Raw genomic sequence first — 22193 nt, forward strand, 5'->3', positions numbered from 1 at the left:
TGCCCGGTCACAGATTCCTTGTCGCCGCACTCTTGGCCCGGCGGCGCGCGGCGCGCAACCCCGCGCGACGTGCGCTCAGCGGCGATTGGAACCGTTGAGCTTCCGCTCGAGCCAGAGGCTGTAGCGCGAACCGGTGAAGCAGATTGCGAAATAGACCAGCGCCGCAAAGATATAGGCCTCGCTGTAGAAGCCGAGCCAGGTCGGGTCGGTCGCCGAAGTCTTGGCCGCGTTCAGCAGATCGTAGATGCCGATGACGGCGAGCAGCGAGGTGTTGAGCACGATGCCGATCGAGAGGTTGACGATTGCCGGGATGACGGCAGTGAGCGCCTGCGGCAGCACGACCAGCCGCAGCATCTGGATCCGGCTGAGGCCAAGGGATAAGGCCGCCTCCTTCTGCCCGGAGGGGATCACCTGCAGGCCGGCGCGGATGACTTCGGCGACATAAGCCGAGAAGAACAGGGTAACGCCGATCTGGGCGCGCAGCAGCTTGTCGATGGCAGCACCGCTTGGCAGCGCCATCGGCACGATCAGCATGGCCACATAGAGAACGGCGATCATCGGCACGCCGCGTAGCACCTCGATGAAGGCAATTGCCAGGCACCGCACGATGCCCATGTCCGATTGGCGGGCAAGCGCCAGCAGCAGCGCGATCGGGAAGGCGAAGGCGAGGCCGGCGATCGAGACGGTGAGCGTGATCGGCAATCCGCCCCAATGATTGGTCGACACCGGTTCCATGCCGGCTGTGCCCGCCATCAGCAGCCAGATCACGACAAGGGCCAGCAGCCAGACCGGTACCAGGCGGAAGCTCCAGAAGCGGGGAAGGGCAGAGACCGTGAGCAGCGCCGTGATGAGAGTGAGCACCAACGCCGGTCGCCATTGCAGCGGGGGCGGAAAGAAGGCGAAGAGCATGAATCGAAACTTGGCACCGACGAAGGCCCAGCAGGCGCCGGCCGTCTCTGTTGCGCAATCGGCCGACGTGCCGGACCACACGGCATCGACGACGGCCCAGCGGAAAAAGGGAAGTGCGAGCCAGAGCATCGCCGCGAGCGTGGCAAGCGTGACGAGGCCATTGGCCCAGCCGCTGAAGAGGCCGTCGCGCCAACGGTGCCAGTCGGGCGCGACGGGCGGCGCAAGTTCGATCTGGCTCATCGCTTTCCTTCCTCGCGCAGAACCACGCGGCGGTTGTAGAGGTTCATGACGGCCGAAACCGCAAGGCTGATGGTCAGGTAGACGGCGGCGATGATAATGATCGCCTCCAGCGCCTGTCCTGTCGTATTCGCCGTCGTGTTGGCGACGCTGACGAGGTCCGGGTAGCCGATCGCGACCGCGAGGCTTGAATTCTTGGTCAGATCCAGGAAGCTGGAAATCATTAGCGGCGTAATCACCCGAAGCGCCTGCGGCAGCACGACGAGGCGCAGGATCTGAGCGGGTTTCAGCCCGAGCGCTCGGGCCGCCTCCCATTGACCCGATTTTACCGACTGGATGCCGCTGCGCACGATCTCGGAGATCGAGGCCGAGGCATTGACGACGAGGCCGATCAGCAGGGCTGCGAACTCGGGTGTCAGCGACAGGCCGCCGCGAATGTTGAAGCCGCCCTTGGCGGGGATTTCGACAGAGGCCGCGAAACCTAGGGAGGTGAGGGTGAGGTAGCAGAGGGCAAGCGCCCCGAGCGCAGCACCGGCCGACTTCGGCAGATAGAAGGCTGAGCCTGCAAACAGGCGACGGCACAGGACGAGCGCGGCGAGGACAGCCAGCACCACCACCGAAAGCCAGACCACCGCTGGCAAGCCTTCGACCGAGAGCGAGGGAAGATAGACGCCACGATTGCTGAGATAGATGCTGCCGAGGAAAGAATAGGCGCCGCGCGGCGGCGGCAGCGCGTGGATGATGGCGCTCCACAGGAAGAGTTGTAGCAACAACGGCGTGTTGCGCAAAAGCTCGACATAGGAGTGAACGAAGCTGGCCAGCAGCAGGTTGCCCGAGAGTCGCGCGATGCCGAGCGCAACGCCGAGCACGGTTGCAAGCAGGCAGCCGACGACCGCGACCTTGATCGTGTTGGCAATGCCGGCGCCAAGCGCGCGGGCATAGCTGTCGCCGGCGGAATAGGAGAGCAGACTCTCGCCGATCTCGAAGTTCGCCTGGTGAGAGAGAAAGGCGAAGCCCGGCGTCAGCCCCATGCGGTGCATGCTGTCGGCGGTGTTCTGGCCCAGGAATGCGAAGAGCAGGAGCACGACGACGAAAAGCAGGCCTTGCAGCAGTGGCAGCGGCCCGATCCAGGTGCGCAGCCGCGAGACAGGTCCGGGCCCCGAAGGGCCCGGTCGGCTATGGCGTGTCATGGGAAAAACCATGAAGCGGCTCAGCGGAACGGCGGCGAGTAGAGGAGGCCGCCCGCGGTCCAAGGCTGGTTGTAGCCGCGTTCGAAGTTAAGGGCCGTGCCCTTGCCGACGTTGCGCTCGAAGATTTCGCCGTAATTGCCGACGGTCTTGATGATGTTGTAGGCGAACTTCGGATCAAGGCCGATCGCTTCCCCAAGCGAGGGATCGACGCCGAGGAAGCGCTTGATCGCGGGGTCTTCGCTCTTCAGGAACGTGTCGACGTTGTCCTTGGTGATGCCGAATTCCTCGGCCTGGATCGTCGCATAGACGGTCCAGTTGACGATTTCGAGCCACTGGTCGTCACCGGCGCGAATTGCCGGCGCCAGCGGTTCCTTCGACAGACGCTCCGGCAGAAGCACGTAATCGTCGGGCTTCGAAAGCTGCGTGCGCTTAGCGGCAAGGTCGGTCGCGTCCTGGGTGAGCGCATCGACACGGCCGCTGTCGAGCGCCTTCAGGAACTCGCCGGTTTCTTCGATCGTGACCGGCGTGAAGGCCTTGCCCGTCTTGCGGAAGAAGTCGGCGATGTTGAGCTCGCCGGTCGTGCCGCTCTGGACGCCGATGGTCGCGCCGTCGAGTTCCTCGCCCTTGCTGACGCCAAGATCCTTGCGAACCAGCAGGCCCTGGCCATCGTAGAAAACGACGGGACCGAAATGGAAGCCAAGCTTGAAGGCGCGGCTGACGGTCTGGGTCACGCCCGAAAGCAGGATGTCGAACTCTCCGGACTGCAGCGCCGGCAGGCGCTGCTGCGGCGAGGAGTTGGTGAACTCGACCTTTTCGGCGTCGTTGAAGACGGTGATCGCGATGGCGCGGCCGAAATCGACGAAGAAGCCCTGCCAGCGGCCGCTGCTATCGGGCGAGAAGAAACCCGGCGTGGTACCGACGCCGACCTTGATCACGCCGCGCGCCTTGATCTGGTCGAGCGTTTCGCCGGCAAGCGCTGACGTGGCGATGAGGCCGGCCGCCAGCGCTGCCGTCGCGGCAAAGGCTTTTGTGAAAAGTTTTCGGTGAGTGAAATGTCGCTGCATGAAGGCCCCCAAGCCATAAAGGAATGTCACTGCGCATCCACGGCAGAAGCGCCCGATGCATGCTGAAATAATTAAATCTATAGAAATTATATAATAGGTATTTTTGTGCGAAATTGACGCGCGGCCCGAAACAAATTTCGCCGCCTCGTTTTCGCCGGGAACGTTTTTGACAAGCGGGTGGTTGGCTTGCGCGCGTGGCGGCGCGGTCCGCTCGCCTGAAGCTGCGCGACCGGGCCTCCCGGTGCACTCCAGGGCTGTACCTCTTGTTGAGATCAGCGGAAGTTCCTAGGTTCCGCCGATCGATTGGTTTATCTCGTTGGCGATGCGGCTCTTTGCGGAAAAATGGTGGAAACGGGTAGGATGGGGCGCGCCGACATCGGTCGCCCTGCATCTCATCGTCGTTTTTCTGCTGTTGTTCGATCTGCCGCTCGAACTGCCGAAACCTCCGAAAGAGCAGACCGTCAACGTTGAGCTCGTTCCTCCCCCTGAGGCGAAGGAGGAGAAAAAGGCCGAACAGAAGAAGGCAGGGACGAAAAAGGGCGAAGAGAAGAAGGCCGAGCAACCGAAGCCGCAAGCCAAGCCCAAGCCCCAACCGAAGCCAGAGCCGAAGTCGAAGCCGGAACCCAGGCCGGCGCAGCAGTTGCCGCAGTCCTTCGCCTCCGCCATGGCCAAAACCAAGCAGGACAACAAGGAGGCCGAGCTGCCGCCGGCTGCACGGGACACGGTAAAAAAGACCGAAACGTCCGAGCCGGCAAAGGCTGTGGACGACAAGGCAAAGCCAGCGGACGAGCCGCCAAAGGTGCCCCCGGCGGAGAAGAAGGAACCGGTGAAAGAGCCGAAACCCCTGTCGGCTCTGGCTGTGCCCGCAAAGTCATCCGAGAACGCCACACAGAAGGCGGATGAAAAAGCCGCCTCGACGGTGGCCGAGGCGAAGCCTGAGCCAAAAGAAACGCCTCAGGCCAAGCCGCAGGAGGTCAAGTCGGAACAGGAGACCGCAAAGGCAAAGCCGGCCGATGCTGCGGCAAAGGTCGAACTCAAGCCGGTTCCGAGCAAGATGACCGAAGCAAAAGAACTGTACTCGGCAAAGTCGATTGCTGACCCGCGGGTGAAACAGGCGCTGATCAACCTGCCGGTCAAGAGGCGCATCCTGCAACTGTGCAATCTCGAGGCGCTGGAGCAGATCCGCAGCCAACGACCGGATACCCCGCCGGAAGGGCTGGTGCCCTTCGGACCGAAAGGCGGCTTCATCTCGAAGAACCGGATGGACGCGAGCGGCGGAGCCTATCAGAGCAAAGCGAATTGGTACGACGTCGATTTCAAATGCGTCGTCAATGAAGAGGCGACGGAAGTGACCTCCTTCAGCATCGCCATTGGCGACGCGGTGCCGAAGACAAGCTGGAGGGAGCGTCGTCTTCCCGGGAACTGATACTCCAGAGCGGATCCGGATGTTTTCTTGCCTGCCGAACCCCTTAAGGCCCGGCAGGCGCAGGTGCGAGTTGCCACTCCCGCCCTGATCTTGGTCGGCTACTCCGCAGCCTGCAGCGTCCGTTCGCGATAGACGGAGACCAGCGACGTGCCGAGCATTGCTGCGACCGCGGCGAAAAGGAAGACGCCTGCGGGTCCCTGAAGTTCGACGAGAAGGCCGCCGAGGATCGCGCCTGTGGAAATGGCGATCTGGAACGTCGTGAGCGTTGCTGCTCCCGCACCTTCGGCCTCGTCGCCGGCGGCGCGGCTCAGGAACGATTGCACACTGACCGGCAGCGCGCCGAACGCGAAGCCCCAGGCGGCCGTGGCAACAATGGCGACGGCGGGCAGTACGCCGGCAAGCGCCAGCGTCAGAGTGGTGACAGCGACGCCGGCTGCGGCCGACATCATCGACAGCCGCGTGCTGCGCTCGGCCAGGAACCCGCCGGCAATATTGCCGAAGAATCCGCCGATACCGAAGGCGAGCAGGATCGCCGTGATCGCCTCGACACCGAACTGCGGCACCTGCTCAAGGAACGGGCGAACATAGGTGAAGCCGGCAAAGTGACCCGTGACGACCAAGAGGATCGTCGCAAGGCCGAGCCGGATCGCCGGACGCTTCAGTACGTTGAGGATCGTGTTGAGGCCGGTCGTCCCGACAGGCGGAAGGCGGGGAACCGTCAGCGCCTGCACGATGAACGTAACGATGCCGACGGCGGCAGCGAGCAGGAAGGCATAACGCCAGCCGAGCGTCGCGCCGATCCAGGCGCCGACCGGGGCCGCGCAGACCGTCGCGATCGACACACCCGACATGATGATCGCCATCGCCCGCGGCATCAGCCGGGCGGGAACGAGCCGCATGGCGAGCGCCAGCGACAGCGCCCAGAAGCCGCCGAGCCCGATGCCGAGCAGCAAGCGCGCGACAAGCAGCATCGGAAGACTTGAGGCAAAACCAGCGATCAGGCTCGAAATCACCAGAAGGGCGGTCAGGGTCAGAAGGACGTTCCGCCGGTCGAAGCGCCCGGTGTAGACGACGATCGCCGGACCGGCGATGGCCGCGACGACGGCCGTGGTGGTGACTGACTGACCGGCCGCGCCGACGGTGACGCCGAGATCGGCGGACATCGGCGTCAGAAGACTTGCCGGCAGAAATTCCGCCGTGACCAAGCCAAAAACCCCAAGCGACAGGGACACGACGGCCGCCCACAAGGGCTTTTCTCGCTCATCCGCATGTCCCGTGGGCTTGGCGACATTACCATCCATGACTTTCATCTCCATTGCATGTGGCGATGAAAATATGCATGGCGTGTTGGAGTTTCTATGCTAGAAAATCCAAAACACTGTGCCGATTATCCAAAGATGGGATGAGAGATGAGCGATGCGCTAACCGAGATTCTGCGCGGCCTGAGGCTCGACGGAGTGGAATATGGGCGTTGCCAGCCCTGTGCGCCATGGGCAACCTCCTATCCCGCGCAGGAACCTGCGCGTTTTCATTTTCTCGCATCCGGTTCCGCCCATCTGCAAACGCCCGACGGCGCCTGGATGGAGCTGACGCCGGGCGATGCCGTGTTGCTGCCGCGGGGCGACGCGCATGTGCTTGCCAGCAAGCCGGGGCTGCCGGCGATCTCGATCCGCGATCTGCCGAAACGGCAGCTTTGCGACGGCATCGTCGATGTGCAATGTCCCAATTCGGACAGCCAGAACCTTCTGTTCTTCGCGGTCATGCAGTTCAACGTCGACCGACTGCATCCTCTCCTCCAGCTGATGCCGTCCGTCATGCGCACGAGCGATCTCGCGTCGAGCGAACCGTCGATCCCATCGCTGCTCGACACCATGACGCGCGAGGCGGCGATGCAGCGCGTAGGTTCCGGCGGCATCCTGGCGCGGCTTGCCGACGTGCTGACCGCAACGATCATCCGTGCTTGGGTAGAACATGGCTGCGGCACCGCGACCGGCTGGCTGGCCGCGGTCCGCCATCCGGAGGTCGGTCGCGTTCTTGCCGCCATCCATCTCGATCCGACCAAGGACTGGTCGGTGCCGGAACTGGCAAAGCTCATGGGCGCATCGCGCTCGGGTTTTGCCCAGCGCTTTGCCGATACGGTCGGCGAGACGCCCGCCCGTTATGTGGCGCGCATGCGCATGCACCAGGCGCATCAGTGGCTGCGCGAAGGAAAGCGCGTGGCTCATGTCGCCAACCGGCTCGGCTATGATTCCGAGGCCTCGTTCAGCCGCGCCTTCCGCAAGATCATGGGTGCGCCGCCAAGTCATTCCCGGAGCCTGACGTCGCCTCCGGATCATCTGGCGTCCTGACCTGCCGGGCTGCATTGTCTCAGAACTTGACGGCGCGATCGGCCCTTGCGCCATGATCCCGTCGATGTATCCGCCGGCGTTGCAGGCTACTCATGAAACTATTCCATTTTTGAGATGCCGTTTTGCCAACGATAAAGGTAGGGTGCCCCGCGACGAAACGTCTGTTTCGCGATCGGGTCGACGGGCAAGGAAATGACGGAAAAAATGGTAGATATCAAATGCTTGCGACTTCGGGACCTCGGCTTCCGGCCGGGCGTCTATGAACCCGGCCCGTTGAATGCCATTACCGATGTCGAGGGCGTCGCGGTCGGTCATGCCACCGTCGTCGAGGGGGATCGCATCCGCACCGGCGCGACCGCCATCCTGCCGCATGGCGGCAACCTGTTTCAGGACAAGGTGCCCGCAGCGCTTGCGGTGCTCAACGGCTTTGGCAAGTTCGCAGGATCCACCCAGGTCGAGGAGCTAGGTGAGCTGGAAACGCCCGTCGTTCTCACCAATACGCTCGCGACCGGCCGGGCCATCGAGGCAATCAACCGCTGGACCCTGGCGCAACCCGGCAACGAGAAGGTCGTGTCGCTGAACGCTGTCGTCGGCGAGACCAACGATTCCCGTCTCAACGACATTCGCGCCGGCCGCCCGACCATCGACGAGATCGGTGCAGCCCTCGCCGCCGCGAAGACTGGTGCCGTGGAGGAGGGGGCTGTCGGCGCCGGTGCCGGCACGGTGGCCTTTGGCCTCAAGGGTGGCATCGGGACCAGTTCGCGCCGCGTCAAGGCGGCCGGGGAAATCTTCACGCTCGGGGTGCTCGTTCAATCCAACTATGGCGGGCGGCTCACCGTCTGCGGTCGTGCCTATGATGCGCCGGCGGCACACGACCGGGATGGATCCATCGTCATCGTAATCGCCACCGACGCGCCGCTCTCCGCGCGCAATCTCAAGCGTCTCGCCGAGCGCGGCTTTGGCGGCCTTGCCCGCACTGGGGCAGCACTCAGCAACGGCTCCGGCGACTATGCGCTTGCCTTCTCGACGGCGCCATCCGTTCGTCGAACGAAGGCACGGCGGGCAGCGATTGCGGATTACCCGGACCTTCCGAACGACCTGATGTCGCCGCTCTTCGAGGCGGCCATCGGGGCAACCGAGGAGGCAATCCTCAATTCGCTGACCATGGCGCGAACGACGCACGGCTTCAACGCCGCGAACGGCAAGCCAAGCACGGTCGAAGCGATCTCGCTCGAGAGGCTTCGCGACTTGAGAGAGCAGTGATCATTGCGCCATGGATCGCGAGTGGTGTGGCGATCCAGGGCTGCACACCAAACCTAATATTTATGGAGCCCACATGTCCCAGCCGCCCATTCGCACAGTCTATCTCAACGGCGAGTTTCTGCCGGAGAACGAGGCGCGCCTCTCGATCTTCGATCGCGGCTTCCTCTTCGGCGATGGCATCTATGAGGTGACCGCTGTTCTTGACGGCAAGCTGATCGACAGCGCGCCGCATATGGTCCGGTTGGAACGTTCGGCGCGTGAAATCGACGTGCTGCTGCCGGTGTCGACCGAGGAGATCGTCGCGATTGAAAAGCGGCTGGTGCGAGACAACGACCTTGTCGAAGGCATCGTCTATCTCCAGCTCACCCGCGGCGCCGAAGACCGGAACTTCCTGTTCTCGGAGGATATCAAGCCGACGCTTCTGCTCTTCACCCAGGAGAAGACGCTGGTGGGCGTCGCTGCGACGGAGAAAGGCCTTTCGATCAAGACTGTGCCCGACCAGCGCTGGGCACGCCGCGACATCAAGAGCGTGTGCCTGCTGCCGCAGGTGATCGCCAAGCGCATCGCCAAGGCCGAAGGCTGCGACGAGGCCTGGATGATCGAAGACGGCTTTGTCACCGAAGGCGCTTCCTCCACCGCCTATATCATCACCGAGGACAATCGCATCGTCACCCGCGGCAACAGCCAGGCGACCTTGCCCGGTTGCACGCGGCTTGCCGCACTGGCGCTGGCGCGCGAGCAGGGGCTGACGCTAGAAGAACGGCCCTTCACGCTCGACGAGGCGCTGAGCGCCCGCGAAGCCTGCCTGACCAGCGCCTCGAATTTCGTCGCACCGATCACCCGGATCGACGGCAAGCCTGTTGGCTCCGGCGCACCGGGCCCGATCGTCAAGCGCTTGCGTGAACTCTATGTGGAACACGCACGGCGGACGGCGATCTAGGTGGCGCGGTTCTGGGCTATCGCCTAGGCGGTGGCCTCAAGGCTCTGCCAGACACGCCCGACGATCGGGCGGCGGTTCTCCCTGGCGCGATAGAGGCGGATTTCGACGCTGACGTCCCAGCGAGGCTCGGCTGCCCGGACCAGGGAGCCGCTTGCCAATTCGTCCGTCATCAGGCTCTCGGGAACCCAGGCGATGCCCCAGCCGGCTTCGGCCATGGCTTTCAATCCCACGGACATGCTGCCTTCGTGCACCCTTTGCGCCGGCGGCAAATTGGGACTGATCAGCTCGTCGAGGAGTTGGCCGAAGAAGGACGACTTCTCGTAGCTCAGATGCGGGAAGGGTTTCGCCCCGCCTTCGAGCAGGTGCTTTGGCGCACCTGTTTTGTTTGCGGCCGAGACGGGAAGGATGCGCTCGTGTCCCAGCACACGATGCTCGAAGGCCTGTGGGTCGAGCAGGTGCGGAACCTGGGTGTGGGCGTAGGTGAGCAGGAAGTCGCATTCGCCGTCGACGAGCGAGTTGAGGTTTTCCTCCATGCTGCCGGAATCCGGACGAAGCCGCGAAAACAGCGGTCCGACCCTGGCATTGATGCGGGTCATCCACTGCGGAAAGAAGGTGAAGGAGAGCGTGTGCAACGCCGTCAGCGTAATCGTTCGGGCGTCGGACCCTTCCTCTAACCGCAGGTCGCGGCGGGTCTGGTAGAGTTGCTTCAGCGTCGCCTGTGCCACGGGAACGAATTTCGCACCCGCCTCGGTCAAACGCGAAGGATAGGTCGCCCGATCGACCAGCGTTGCCCCCAGCCACGCTTCCAATTGTCTTATGCGGCGGCTGAAGGCCGACTGCGTCACGTGGCGCTCGTCCGCCGCCTTGGAAAAATTCAGCGTGTTGGCGAGCGCCAGAAAGTCCTCAAGCCATTTGATTTCCACTGACGCGCTCCCGTAAAGCTCGGCTCCCGCCGTCATCTGCGGCGAGAAAGCCTCCTTTTAGGCGGTGCGGTAGCGCCATCAAGAAAAATCAGCCGCGCCGATGGTACTCGATCATCCGGGCGCGGCTTGTCACCAGTTCGAGACGGTCAGGCCCAAGCAGATGCAGGCAGATGCGCTTCACCCATGGACCGTCGTTCAATGTGAACAGGAAGCGGTCGTTTCCGAGTGCGGTCAGTGCAAGGGCCTGACGCGTCGGACCGATGCCCATCAACACCGTACCTTTATCGACCGTGAATTCCGCGTCTTCGTTCGAGCGCCAGACGCCGCAGAGCGAGGCGGGAACGGGCTCTTCGGTCTTTGCCGGGAGGAAACGTCTAGCAGCATGACCGACCTCGCTGACTAGAGTGGCACCATCACGGTGAAGCCTTAGGGGCGACGAGGCGGAGCGCGATGAGACCCAGCCTTCGCCGTCGTCATAGAGCGTCTCGTCGGCATCGAGATAGGTGCAGGTGCTGCCCTTGATCTCGATCCACCAGGGGCCGGTTTCCGTCACATAGAGACCGTCGCCGAGATCGGTCACGGGAGCCGGTAGTGCGAGCCCGGTGAGCGCTGCCATGCTTTCGAGCGCGATCTTGTAACCGTTGGTATCTTCGCGATTGGAAACGATGACGAAGCCGGCGCGCGTTTCGGGATCGAGCAGGAAATAGGTCTTGTAGCCGGGGTGTGAGCCGCCGTGGCCGACGAATTCACGCGGGCCGAGCCAGGACTTGCGCAGGCCCAGGCCGTAACCCGTCGGTCGCCCGTCGGCAAGAAACCGGGTCGCCTGCAATTTCTGCAGAAGACCGGCGAAGCGACCTTCGTCGCCGAGCAGGGCCTGTAGCCAGGTGGCGAGCGCCCGGGCGCTGCCGGTCAGGCTGCCCGACGCGGAAATGTGCAGACCGGCGGCGGAAAGCTGCCAGCTTTTGCCCGAATGCCAATAGCCGGGAACGAGGTCCTCCACCGGGTCGTTCCAGACGTCCGGCGCCTTCAGCGCGATGCCGAGCGGCGTTGAGATCTCGCGCTGGACGAAATCGTCGAAACCGAATCCCTTGCGCCCCAACGCCGCTTCGACGAGGCGGTAGCCGGTGTTCGAATAGGAGACCTCGGTGCCTGCCGCGAAGTTCAGCCGCTCAAGGCGCGAAATGTAACCGAGCAGCGCTCCGGCCTTGGTTTCCGTGTAGACGGAAAGGCCAAGCAACGACAGGCATTCGCGGGTATCCGGCAGGCCGCCGCTCATGTCGAGCGCCTGTCCAACCGTCACTTCGGCAAGCGGCGAACGCAATTCCGGAAGGTGTTGGCCGAGCGGATCGTCGAGGCCTATCAGATCGCTGTGCGCGAGCACCATTGCCGAAAAGACGTGTTTGGTGAGGGATGCATAACGCACGACGCTGTCGACCGCGAACGGCGCAAACGTGGCGAGGCTCTCGACGCCGGCCGCATGCGAAAAGCAGATTCCGGATCCGTCGAAACCGATGACGGCGCCGCCCGGCTCGTCCGCCGCCCATTGTGCGGTCAGGCGTCTCGCTGTTGCTTCGGCGGCTTGCCAATCCAGCGATGCCGGCTTCGTCATGTCCATTCTCCGTCCTGTTCGCGGGATGTTGCCGCGCGCGTTTTCTGACTAAGCACGACAGCCGCATGCGCTGCCAATTCCGATTCCGGCAGGGCCTATGCACGGTTTGCATTTGCCCGGCATGGCTGCATTGGGTTAGGGCGGCAGGGAAAAATGGTGCGGTTCCCGCACCCAATGTCTATGGTCCGTCCGCGACTATCTATGAGTCGCGCACAGGACAACAGGTTGAGAAGGCGATCCAGAATTGGCGACCCAAGCGAAAATCCCGGTCTTTGACGGACATAACGACGTGCTGTCGCGGCTTTGGCGTTCGCCGGGCGGTGCGCCGGAACGCCGCTTTCTCGACGGCGCCGATACCGGACACATCGATCTCGACAAGGCGGAGACGGGTGGCCTTGCCGGCGGTCTCTGTGCCGTCTACGTGGCTTCGCCGGGCCTGGCCAAGGACGGCAGCGGCGACTTTGCGACGCCCGATCAGCAAACCGCTCTCGAAGCTACTCTCGGTATGGCGAGCCTGTTGATGCGGATCGAGCGGCAATCCGAGGGACGGCTGAAGATTTGCCGCAGTGCTGGCGATATCCGCGATGCCATGGCCAAGGGCGCCTTTGCTGCGGTATTGCATATCGAAGGCATCGAGGCTGTCGGCGCCGATCTCGACGCGCTCTATGTGCTCCATGCCGCCGGCCTGCGCACGCTTGGCCCCGTCTGGAGCCGGCCGAACATCTTTGCCTATGGCGTCCCTTTCCGTTTTCCCTCTTCGCCCGATCTCGGTCCGGGCCTCAGCGAGGCCGGCAAGGATCTGGTGCGCGCCAGCAACGAGCTGAAGATCATGCTCGATCTTTCGCACATGAACGAGCAGGGCTTCTGGGATATCGCCGCGCTGTCGCAGGCGCCCCTGGTGGCGTCGCATTCCAACGTTCATGCGCTCTGCCCGCACAGCCGCAACCTGACGGACCGTCAGCTCGACGCGATCAAGGATACCGGCGGGCTCGCGGGTATCAATTTCGGCGTGCTGTTCCTGCGCGCCGACGGGACCAGGAACACGGACACGCCGCTCTCGCTCCTTGTCGACCACATCGACTACATCGTCGAGCGTATCGGTATTGACCATGTGGCACTCGGCTCTGACTTCGACGGTACGGCCATCCCTGCTGCGATGCGTAGCGCAGCCGACCTGCCTCTGCTTGTCGACCTTCTGCGGACACGCGGCTATGACGAGGCGGCGCTCGCCAAGATCTGCCACGGCAACTGGCTCCGCGTGCTGGAGACGACCTGGGGCGCGTGAGTTCCATTCGGAGCCACGTGTTCTCAAGCGGCCGAGCGTTTCAACGAAGGTCGCTAGGTTCTTGACGCTGCCGGCAGGGCTTCGAGCAGCACGCCGATCGCCGCATCGACGACGGCTGTGCGGCGATCCCTGGCGAAAAGCCCGTATTGGACGGCAAGCGGCTTCGGAACGCCTGACGAAGCGGGGAGCGCCCGCATCGTGCTCGCGCGCACGGCTTCTGGCGGAAGCAATCCAATGCCGAGCCCGTTCTCGATTGCGGCTTGAAGCGCCGTGATGCTCTGGCTCGTAAAGGTGATGCGGTGTTCCCGGCCCTGGTCCGCCAGCGTCTCGATCATGCGCCGGCGCCAGAGACAGGGCGCTGCGAATGCGACGAGGTCGACCGGTCGTGTCTCGTCGAACGCATAGTCCGTGGCGCAGACCCATTGCAGTTCGACGTTCCAGGTGGTGAGGGCGTCAGCCGTGACGACAGAGGTCGGCACGACCATGATGTCGAGTTCACCTTCGGGCCAGGTCCTTCCGAGCGCCACGCACTGCTCCACCACCACGTCGAGCCGGATCTCCGAATAGCCGCGCCGCAGCCGCCCGAGAGCCTCGGGCAGCGCCGTCGTCGCCACTTCCTCGGCAAGCCCGACCCGCACGCCACCGCTGAGATCGGCCTGTCGCAGCCGCGCGGCGGCTTCGTCGCCGAGCGCCAGCATGCGGGTCGCATATCCCAGGAACAGTTCGCCCTCGGGCGTCGGCACGACGCCGCGACCGGTGCGGTTGAAGAGTTGGCGGCCAAGCAGATCTTCGAGCCGGCGCATCTGCATGCTGAGCGCCGATTGGGTGCGGCCGGTCTGGGTAGCGACGCGGTTCAAGCTGCCTTGTCGACAGACCGCCACAAAGGCGCGCAGCAGGTCGATGCCGATCTGATCAGATATCATAATCTTTGAACTCTGTTGTCATCGATATCAGTCTACACGGGGAACTGCCGTGTGGCTATCTATCAGGTGTGAGAACAAAGGAGCGCTCGATCCGCATGCCCAAGACGAGCATGCCGGCACCCACCATCGACTAGGCACTGCCACGGCCCTGCGGCCACGATTCCCAACCCGAGGAGCAAATCCATGAAAGCAATCCGCGTGCATCAGCACGGCGGGCCTGACGTGCTCGCCTATGAAAACGTCGAACTCGGCGAGCCTGGCCCCGGCGAGGTCCGGGTGCGCAACCGGGCGATCGGCGTCAACTTTGTCGACGTCTACCTGCGCCGCGGCTCCTACCCGCCACCGCAACTGCCGTTCATCCCCGGAAAGGAAGGGGCGGGTGAGGTGATCTCGATCGGGCCTGATGTCGAAGGCTTCAAGCCCGGCGATCGGGTCGCCTATGCCGAGGCGCTCGGCGCCTACGCGCAAGAGCACAATGTGCCGGCCCATTTCCTCGTGCATCTGCCTGACGATATCGACTTCGAGACCGGTGCGGCGATGATGCTGAAGGGCCTGACGGCGCAATATCTCCTGCGCCGCACCTTCCGTGTCGAAGCTGGCCACACCGTCCTCGTCCATGCCGCCGCCGGCGGCGTCGGCCTTATCCTAACGCAATGGGCGAAGCACCTCGGTGCCACGGTCATCGGCACCGTCGGCTCACCTGAAAAGGCCAGGCTGGCGCGGGCGAATGGCGCAGACCACGTGATCGACTACAGCAGTTCGGGTTTCGCCGACCATGTCCGCGAGATCACCAAAGGCGAGGGCGTCGATGTCGTCTACGACGGCATCGGCAAGGCGACATACGAAGGTTCGCTCGACAGCCTGCGCACCTTCGGTCACTTCGTCAGTTTCGGTGCCGCCTCCGGCCCGATCCCGCCGTTCGAGATCACGACGCTGGCGATAAAAGGATCGCTTTACGCCACGTGGCCGCTGCTGCCGGAGCACCTGGCACGCCGCGAGGACGTGCTTGCGATGAGCAAGGATCTCTTCGACGTCGTCGCGAGCGGCGCGGTCAAGATCCCCGTCCACGCGCGTCTGCCGCTTTCGGAGGCGGCCGAGGCGCATCGCCGGCTCGAGGGACGCGGGACGACGGGTGCCATGGTGCTGTTGCCTTAGCGTTTGGTGGCTCGACCTATCGGGGGCCCAGACGCTACTAAAGGTCACGTCTTGCTGGTGGCAGTCAGCCGGTTGTCGGCCCGCGTCACCGCAAGGCTGTCGGCAGAGTTTCCCGACGGATCTCCGTCGCCGAACACATCCATGGTGCAGGTGTGCAGAATGGTGGTGGGCTCTTTCGTGTGGTTCCACATCGTGTGAGTGCGCAGCGAAGGGAAGTGGGCGGAATCGCCGGCTTCCAGCACCATGCGCTCGCCGTCCACCTCCAGCGTCAAGGCCCCCTGGAGAATGAAGAAGATCTCTTCGCCCTCGTGCGACATCGGCTCACTGCGGTGGCCCGGCGGTTCGTGGATGATGGTGCTTCTCAGTACATTGCCGGGGAAAGACGCGGAGAGGCGTTCGTAGGAGACCGCGTTGCCGCGTTCTCCGCCGAGCCCATAGATCGGCCGGTGTTCACGGCGGGTGAACGGCGTCGCCACCTTCGGCGGGTTGAGGAAGCTGCCGGCCTCGACCTTCAGGGTCCGGCAGACGGCAATCAGCGAGGTCAGTGACGGGACGGTGATGCCACGTTCGATCTGCGAAATGAAACCAACGGAAAAGCCTGCCTCGTCGGCGACCTCCTGAAGGGTCATCTTCAGCGTCTTGCGCCGTTGGCGCAGGCGATCGCCGAGCGACGGCGCCTCTGCCTCGCCGGTAGATGCGCCGCTGGCATGGTCCGTCGTCACTGTCTGTCCCCTTCTCGTCTCTCCTCAAGCTAGGGTGCGGCCCGATTTCCTGTCAATCGATTTTAGATATCCTAAAAATCATCCGCCGCAGCAGGAGGCCGGGAACGGCAAAAGGCAAACTCCTCGTAAATGGTCGCCGAGGGCGCGAGGGGAGGGTTGCGCTGCGCGCCTCAAGGGCTGCTGCGCGGTTGCTCCACCGTCGCCGCCACGATCCGGCGCACCACCGGAAGAACCACGAGCAGACTCGGGAACGCGACCAGCCAGGAGAAGGTCCAGGCCTTGAGCCATAGCGTGAAGAGATCCGGCTGCAGGCCGCTGCCGCTGGCCGTCGAGACAAAGGAGACGATGGCGGACATCAGCACGGAAAGGACCAGCGGCATGACGATCGCCTGGTATCGATGTGGAAGCTTCTTTGACATAGGGATGACTCCAGGAATTCGAAAAAGAAGGGGGACGGCGCCGGACAGTCCTTGTTGCTAGGCTTGTGCCAACTCACGGATGAAGCCTTCGAGGCTGCGGGGGGCACGCTGAAGGGCAGCCCGAAGCGTCAGGCTGTTTCCACCGAGGCCCACCTCGGTATAGTGGGCATGCACCTTGGCCAGTAGTTCCAACTGGTGGTCGGTGTATGTCGCGGCGATCGGCTTTGCCCATTCGTGAAATCCGATGTCTCCGGCAACGATCGGCCGCCCGAGCGCTTCGCTCATCATGCGGGCGATTTCCTCACGGTTGTGCCGTCCTTCGGCGCAGAGCTCGAGCGTTGCATAGGCGAGGCGATCCTCGGTCAGCGCAATTGCCGCGACCTCGGCGACGTCCCGGTAGTCGACCCGGGCGATGCGCGTCGTCGCAGGGAAAGGCTCGGCGAAGGTGCCGGTTGCCAGCATCGTTGCCCACACCGAGCGCAGGTTCTGCATGAAGTTCGCCGGATGCAGGATGGTGTAATCGAGCGGTGACGAATAAAGCGCGTCCTCCACCGGGATCTTCGCCGCATGGTTCTTCAGCCTTATATGGGTCGGCTGGATGACCGACGAAAAGACGAACTTCCTAACACCGGCACGCACGGCGGCTTCGACCATCGACACGCCCATCGCCGCTTCATCCGGCGCGAAGGCAGGCCCGATATGGAAGACGCCGGCAGCGCCTTCGAGTGCCCGATCGAGGCTTCCGCGCTCACGCAGATCGCCGATCGCGATTTCGGATGCGCCCAACGATTTCGCCAGCGCGCCATGCGTCTCGTCGCGAATCAGGGCGCGAACCTTGGCGCCGCGCCGCGCAAGTTCCGGAACGACGAGACCGGCAAAGCGACCGGTGGCGCCGACAACGAGGATCGTATTGGAGCGCTGGTTCATCTGGGTCTGCCTTTCGTGCCGCCGAGAAGTGATGACCTCAAGCTAATGAGGCATAAGGATGCAGACAATCGATGTGAAATGTGATTTATTCTCCCGGAAAACGGGATTATCTTATGAGCCGCATCGAAGACCTGGAAGCCTTTATGGCCATTGTCGAAGAGGGTAGCCTGACGGCGGCTGCGAAACGGCTGGGGCGCCCGCTCCAGACCGTCAGCCGATCGCTCGCCATGCTTGAGGCTGATGTTGATGTGGAGCTGGTGCATCGCACGACCCGCCGCTCGATGCCGAGCCAGGCGGGCGAGAGCTTTTATCAGCGCATCAAGCCGGCGGTGGAGGAGATCCACGAGGCGCGCGAGGAGGCGGCGCAGCGCCGGTCCGAGCCGTCAGGCGTGCTGCGCCTCGGGGCGCCCAATCTGTTTGCGCCGCGGTTCCTGATGCCAATCATCGCCGAATACATGGCGAAGTATCCTGCGGTCGAGGTGGACCTCGACCTTTCCGATGCGTTCGTCGACCTCGCCGGAAGCGGGCTCGACCTGGTGGTGCGGATCGGGGATCTCGCGGATTCGGGACTGACAGGCAAACGCCTGGGTGCGCTTCGCCGGGTCGTCTTCGGTTCGCCCTCCTATTTCGCGCGCTTCGGTCGGCCTTCACATCCGCTGGAATTGGCCGAGCATCGTTGTGTCACGCGCACGGGCGACGAGCGACCTGGCGCCTGGATGTTCACCATCGACGGTCGGGCTCGTGCGGTCAAAGTCACCGGCGCGTTTCGCACGAATTCGATGAACACGATCTACTCGGCGGTGGAGGTAGGTCTCGGCCTTGGCTACTCTCCGCTCTGGCAGATCAAGCACCTGATCGACGCGGGCAAGGTCGAGGTCGTCCTTGAAGACTTTGAGCCCGCTCCGGTGCCGATCCACGCGCTCTGGCTCGAGGGGCGGAGCCCTTCGGCAAAGATCCGCTACTTTCTCGATCTGCTCGGCGAGCGGCTGAAGCTCGACCGCCTTTAGAGCGGGCGAGGCCGCTTCTCTGCCGGCACCGCCCTTGACGTGTGAAGCTGCCTATTTCGCGAACTTCTTGGCGCCGGCGACGCAGAGCACGATGGCGCCGGTTGCTGCCAGCATGCTCCAGCTTACGGGCTCTCCGAGGAGCGTCGCGGCAAGTGCCAGGCCGAAGAAGGGCTGGAGCAATTGCAATTGTCCGACGCCGGCGACGCCGCCGAGCGCGAGGCCGCGGTACCAGAAGACGAAGCCGACGAGCATGCTGAAGACCGAGACGTAGGCGAGGCCCGTCCAGGCGCCATGCGTGACCATCGAGAAGGAGGAAGGCAGCGTGAAGAGCGTGAGCGCGAGCATGATCGGCAGCGACAGGACCAGCGCCCAGCAGATGACCTGCCAGCCGCCAAGCTTGCGCGAGAGGCTGGCGCCTTCGGCATAGCCAAGGCCGCAGACGATGATGGCGCCAAGCATCAGGAGGTCGCCGATGGGCGACGCGGCGAAGCCCTGTACCAGCGCGAAGCCCACCACTGCGGCGCTGCCGAGGGAGGAGAAGAGCCAGAAGGCCGGGCGTGGCCGCTCGCCGGCGCGCAACACGCCGAAGATGGCCGTTGCCAGCGGCAGCAGGCCGACGAAGACGATCAGATGCGCCGAGGTAACGTGCTGTAGGGCGAGGGCGGTCAAAAGCGGGAAACCGAGTACGACGCCGAAGGCGACAATCGCCAGCGAAACGAGATCGGCCCGCGCCGGGCGCGGTTGACGGAAGATCAGAAGCAGCGCGAGCGCGAGCAGGCCGGCGATCGCCGCACGCGCCACCGTCAGAAACACCGGATCGAAATCCATGACTGCGACGCGTGTCGCAGGTAATGATCCGCTGAAGATCAGCACCCCGATAAAACCGCTCATCCAACCGTCTGCCGTCTTGTCCATCGCATTCTCCTTTTTCGTCTGTATCGGCCGCAGAGGGTGGTCTTGCCAGAGACAATGCGGTACAGTTTCGCCAAACTGTAATGGATGTTTGGGCAGTACGGATGACGATGCAGGAGCTTAGGATTGGCAGCGAAACGCTGCTTGAAGGCGTTATGGCGACGATCCGGCAGCGGATCACGGGGCGCGTTCTCACACCCGGCGCGAAGCTTCCGTCCATCCGCGCCTTCGCCAAGACCATGCGCGTTTCCAAATCGACCGTCGTCGAGGCCTATGAGCGGCTGGTGGCGGAAGGCGTTATTCGCTCGAAACCGGGCGCGGGTTTCTTTGTCTCGGCGCCGCTGGCGCCCTTTTCGCTGGCCGAGATTGGGCCGCGGCTCGACCGGGCCGTCGATCCGCTCTGGGTGTCGCGCCAGGCGCTGGAAACGGGCGACAACGTGCTGAAACCGGGCTGTGGCTGGTTGCCGCCGACCTGGATGCCGGAGACGGCAATTCGCCGCGCACTCAAGTCCGCAGCCAGGCTGGAGGCGAGCGGGCTGACGGACTACGGAACGCCGCTTGGCCATCGGCCGCTGCGCCAGCTTCTTGCGCGACGTCTCGGCGAACATGGGGTCGAGGCGTCACCCGATCAGATCATCTTGACGGAATCGGGAACGCAGGCGATCGACCTTCTCTGTCGCTTCCTGCTCGAACCCGGCGATACGGTCGTGGTCGACGATCCCTGCTATTTCAATTTCCATGCCTTGCTGCGCGCCCACCGGGCTGAGGTGGTGAGCGTGCCCTATACGCCCTCGGGGCCTGATCTCGAAAAATTCGCTGAGGTGCTGGCGGCGCATCGGCCGCGGCTCTACATCACCAATTCCGCTCTCCACAACCCGACAAGCGCCACACTCTCTCCTGTTGTCGCCCATCGGCTGCTCAAGCTTGCCGAGCAGGCGGGGCTGACGATCATCGAGGATGATATCTTCGCGGATTTCGAGCATACGCCGGCGCCACGGCTCGCAGCCTTTGACGGGCTCGATCGTGTCGTGCAGATTGGCAGCTTTTCCAAGACCCTCTCCGCCTCGATGCGCTGCGGCTTCATCGCCGCGCCGCGCGCCTGGATCGAAGGGCTCATCGACCTGAAGATCGCCACCACCTTCGGCGGGCCGAGCCTTGCGGCGGAGCTGGTATTTTCGCTGCTCAAGGATGGCAGCTATCGCAAGCACATGGAGGCGCTGCGCCAGCGTCTGGCCCGCGTCATGAGCGAGACAGCGGCGCGGCTCGGTGTCATCGGCATCAAACCATGGATCGAGCCGCAGGCCGGGATGTTCCTCTGGTGCTGCTTGCCCGATGGTGTCGATGCGGCCGACGTGGCACAGAAGGCGCTGCAGCAGGAGATCGTGCTGGCCCCCGGCAACGTCTTTTCCCATGCCGGCACGGCCAACGGCTTCATGCGCTTCAACGTCTCCCAATGCGAGGATGAGCGGCTTTTCAAAATTCTGCCCCTGATCATGCGCTAACGCGGTGTCGGGCGCGCAGGCTGAGCAGACCGGCGTGCTGAAAGCGATTGCTCGTTTTAGAGGCGATCGCCGGCGATTGCTGGGGAAGTGCCGTCGATCTCAGCCTTTCACGTTGCTTTGCCACGGAGTTGGGCAGGGTTTGCCTATTTTTTGCGCAATGCGCTTCTTCCTTGCGCTGTAGCGTCTGCTCGCCGGGGCTCCTGCCTGCCGCCAAACGCAAATTTCTCTGGATTCTCGGCGCTGAAATCGAGTTGGCACGATTAATGCTTCTTAACGGGCATCGGTCGTCGGGCAGCCGATCTGGATTGCCCAGCCGCTTCGGAACCCAGCCATTCCTGGCGTCATGTGAGAGAACGAAATGACAAAGTTTAAGCTCGAATACATCTGGCTCGACGGTTACAAGCCCACCCCGAACCTGCGCGGCAAGACCTTGATCAAGGAATTCGATGCTTTTCCGACGCTTGAGCAGCTGCCCTTCTGGGGCTTCGACGGTTCCTCGACGATGCAGGCCGAAGGCAGCAGCTCCGACTGCGTTCTGAAGCCGGTTGCCGTTTATCCGGATCCGGAGCGCAAGAACGGCGTTCTGGTTCTCTGCGAAGTCATGATGCCCGATGGCACGACGCCGCATCCGTCCAACACCCGCGCCCCGATCCTCGATGACGAAGGCGCCTGGTTCGGCTTCGAGCAGGAGTATTTCTTCTATCAGAACGGACGCCCGCTCGGCTTCCCGGAAGCCGGTTTCCCCGCGCCGCAAGGCCCCTATTACTGCGGCGTCGGTTTCAGCAATGTCGGCGATGTTGCCCGCAAGGTGGTCGAAGAGCACCTCGACATTTGCCTGGCTGCCGGCATCAACCATGAAGGCATCAACGCCGAAGTCGCCAAGGGCCAGTGGGAATTCCAGGTGTTCGGCAAGGGCTCGCGCAAGGCCGCCGACGAAATCTGGCTCGCCCGCTACCTGCTGCAGCGCCTGACCGAAAAATACGGCATCGACGTCGAATACCACTGCAAGCCGCTCGGCGACACCGACTGGAACGGCTCGGGCATGCACGCCAACTTCTCGACCGAATACATGCGCACAGTCGGCGGCAAGGACTATTTCGAAACCCTGATGGCCGCCTTTGCCGAAGCCCGCGCCGACCACATTGCCGTCTACGGCCCGGACAACCACATGCGCCTGACCGGCAAGCACGAAACCGCTTCGATCCACCAGTTCAGCTATGGCGTTGCTGACCGGGGTGCCTCGATCCGCGTTCCGCACAGCTTCGTCAACAACGGCTACCGCGGTTACCTCGAAGATCGCCGCCCGAACTCCAAGGGCGACCCCTACCAGATCGCTTCGCAGATCCTGAAGACGATCTCGACGGTGCCGACCGACGTCGCAAAGCGCGAAGCCGCCTGATTTTCCCTTGCCCGGCGCATACGAGGGCGCCGG

The 22193-nt window shown here is 63.6% G+C and carries 20 protein-coding genes; 9 read left to right on the top strand and 11 right to left on the bottom strand.

Going from position 1 to position 22193, the window contains the following annotated elements; genetic code table 11:
- Positions 1-75: 75 nt before the first annotated feature.
- From ACTJKM_RS25830 to ACTJKM_RS25840, 3 genes are read right to left on the bottom strand one after another with little or no spacing between them, the layout of a single operon-like run.
- Positions 76-1149 (bottom strand): amino acid ABC transporter permease, encoded by a 1074-nt coding sequence (locus tag ACTJKM_RS25830; RefSeq protein ID WP_440661244.1) that lies wholly within the window; start codon positions 1147-1149, stop codon positions 76-78.
- Positions 1146-2336 (bottom strand): amino acid ABC transporter permease, encoded by a 1191-nt coding sequence (locus ACTJKM_RS25835; RefSeq protein WP_058327354.1) that lies wholly within the window; start codon positions 2334-2336, stop codon positions 1146-1148. Before ACTJKM_RS25835 ends, ACTJKM_RS25830 begins: the two co-directional genes overlap by 4 nt.
- Before the next feature lie 20 nt (positions 2337-2356).
- The gene (locus ACTJKM_RS25840) at positions 2357-3400 is read right to left on the bottom strand and encodes an amino acid ABC transporter substrate-binding protein (protein ID WP_058327320.1); all 1044 of its coding nucleotides are present in this window, start codon (positions 3398-3400) and stop codon (positions 2357-2359) included.
- Between the two features lie 322 nt (positions 3401-3722).
- Between ACTJKM_RS25840 and ACTJKM_RS25845 the strand changes: the two genes are divergently transcribed.
- Entirely contained in the window at positions 3723-4826 is a 1104-nt protein-coding gene (locus tag ACTJKM_RS25845) for a DUF930 domain-containing protein (protein ID WP_063893349.1), read from the top strand.
- 98 nt (positions 4827-4924) lie between these two features.
- Here the strand turns inward: ACTJKM_RS25845 and ACTJKM_RS25850 are convergent, their stop codons facing one another.
- Entirely contained in the window at positions 4925-6127 is a 1203-nt protein-coding gene (locus ACTJKM_RS25850) for an MFS transporter (protein WP_058327318.1), read from the bottom strand.
- Positions 6128-6235: 108 nt separating this feature from the next.
- On the opposite strand from ACTJKM_RS25850, the gene ACTJKM_RS25855 reads away from it, so the two are divergent.
- From ACTJKM_RS25855 to ACTJKM_RS25865, 3 genes are all read left to right on the top strand, one after another.
- The gene (locus ACTJKM_RS25855) at positions 6236-7174 is read left to right on the top strand and encodes an AraC family transcriptional regulator (RefSeq protein ID WP_057255476.1); all 939 of its coding nucleotides are present in this window, start codon (positions 6236-6238) and stop codon (positions 7172-7174) included.
- A 204-nt stretch (positions 7175-7378) separates the two neighbouring features.
- A complete protein-coding gene (locus tag ACTJKM_RS25860) occupies positions 7379-8437 on the top strand; it encodes a DmpA family aminopeptidase (RefSeq protein ID WP_058327317.1) in 1059 nt (352 codons plus the stop codon).
- A gap of 73 nt (positions 8438-8510) precedes the next feature.
- Positions 8511-9377 (top strand): D-amino-acid transaminase, encoded by an 867-nt coding sequence (locus ACTJKM_RS25865; protein ID WP_440661245.1) that lies wholly within the window; start codon positions 8511-8513, stop codon positions 9375-9377.
- A 23-nt stretch (positions 9378-9400) separates the two neighbouring features.
- Here ACTJKM_RS25865 and ACTJKM_RS25870 read toward each other — a convergent pair whose 3' ends face one another.
- Entirely contained in the window at positions 9401-10300 is a 900-nt protein-coding gene (locus ACTJKM_RS25870; RefSeq protein WP_057255479.1) for a LysR family transcriptional regulator, read from the bottom strand.
- Positions 10301-10388: 88 nt separating this feature from the next.
- A complete protein-coding gene (locus ACTJKM_RS25875) occupies positions 10389-11909 on the bottom strand; it encodes a serine hydrolase domain-containing protein (protein WP_440661247.1) in 1521 nt (506 codons plus the stop codon).
- Positions 11910-12153: 244 nt separating this feature from the next.
- Here ACTJKM_RS25875 and ACTJKM_RS25880 point away from each other — a divergent pair, with 244 nt between their 5' ends.
- Positions 12154-13194: a dipeptidase gene (locus tag ACTJKM_RS25880; RefSeq protein ID WP_440661249.1), complete on the top strand. Its 1041-nt coding sequence runs from the start codon at positions 12154-12156 to the stop codon at positions 13192-13194.
- Between the two features lie 53 nt (positions 13195-13247).
- Here the strand turns inward: ACTJKM_RS25880 and ACTJKM_RS25885 are convergent, their stop codons facing one another.
- Positions 13248-14117, bottom strand: coding sequence for a LysR family transcriptional regulator (locus tag ACTJKM_RS25885; RefSeq protein WP_058323140.1), 870 nt, complete (start codon positions 14115-14117; stop codon positions 13248-13250).
- A 183-nt stretch (positions 14118-14300) separates the two neighbouring features.
- On the opposite strand from ACTJKM_RS25885, the gene ACTJKM_RS25890 reads away from it, so the two are divergent.
- Entirely contained in the window at positions 14301-15272 is a 972-nt protein-coding gene (locus tag ACTJKM_RS25890) for a quinone oxidoreductase family protein (protein WP_440638295.1), read from the top strand.
- Positions 15273-15316: 44 nt separating this feature from the next.
- On the opposite strand, the gene ACTJKM_RS25895 is transcribed toward ACTJKM_RS25890, so the two are convergent.
- The 3 genes from ACTJKM_RS25895 to ACTJKM_RS25905 form a co-directional block, all read right to left on the bottom strand.
- A complete protein-coding gene (locus ACTJKM_RS25895; protein WP_063893347.1) occupies positions 15317-15994 on the bottom strand; it encodes a helix-turn-helix domain-containing protein in 678 nt (225 codons plus the stop codon).
- 170 nt (positions 15995-16164) lie between these two features.
- Complete coding sequence (locus ACTJKM_RS25900) at positions 16165-16413, bottom strand: DUF2798 domain-containing protein (protein WP_440661250.1); 249 nt, start codon at positions 16411-16413, stop codon at positions 16165-16167.
- Between the two features lie 57 nt (positions 16414-16470).
- Positions 16471-17340, bottom strand: coding sequence for an NmrA/HSCARG family protein (locus ACTJKM_RS25905; RefSeq protein ID WP_440661252.1), 870 nt, complete (start codon positions 17338-17340; stop codon positions 16471-16473).
- A gap of 113 nt (positions 17341-17453) precedes the next feature.
- On the opposite strand from ACTJKM_RS25905, the gene ACTJKM_RS25910 reads away from it, so the two are divergent.
- The gene (locus ACTJKM_RS25910; protein WP_058327311.1) at positions 17454-18347 is read left to right on the top strand and encodes a LysR family transcriptional regulator; all 894 of its coding nucleotides are present in this window, start codon (positions 17454-17456) and stop codon (positions 18345-18347) included.
- Positions 18348-18398: 51 nt separating this feature from the next.
- Here the strand turns inward: ACTJKM_RS25910 and ACTJKM_RS25915 are convergent, their stop codons facing one another.
- The gene (locus ACTJKM_RS25915; RefSeq protein ID WP_058327310.1) at positions 18399-19262 is read right to left on the bottom strand and encodes a DMT family transporter; all 864 of its coding nucleotides are present in this window, start codon (positions 19260-19262) and stop codon (positions 18399-18401) included.
- An 80-nt stretch (positions 19263-19342) separates the two neighbouring features.
- On the opposite strand from ACTJKM_RS25915, the gene ACTJKM_RS25920 reads away from it, so the two are divergent.
- Both ACTJKM_RS25920 and ACTJKM_RS25925 read left to right on the top strand, forming a co-directional pair.
- The gene (locus tag ACTJKM_RS25920; protein WP_058327309.1) at positions 19343-20761 is read left to right on the top strand and encodes an aminotransferase-like domain-containing protein; all 1419 of its coding nucleotides are present in this window, start codon (positions 19343-19345) and stop codon (positions 20759-20761) included.
- 358 nt (positions 20762-21119) lie between these two features.
- Positions 21120-22160 carry a glutamine synthetase beta-grasp domain-containing protein gene (locus tag ACTJKM_RS25925; RefSeq protein ID WP_113514799.1) on the top strand — a complete coding sequence of 347 codons (1041 nt, stop codon included), beginning with the start codon at positions 21120-21122 and terminating at the stop codon, positions 22158-22160.
- Positions 22161-22193 lie beyond the last annotated feature (33 nt).

Source organism: Ensifer sp. 22460 (assembly GCF_052044935.1).
Taxonomy (GTDB): Bacteria; Pseudomonadota; Alphaproteobacteria; order Rhizobiales; family Rhizobiaceae; genus Ensifer.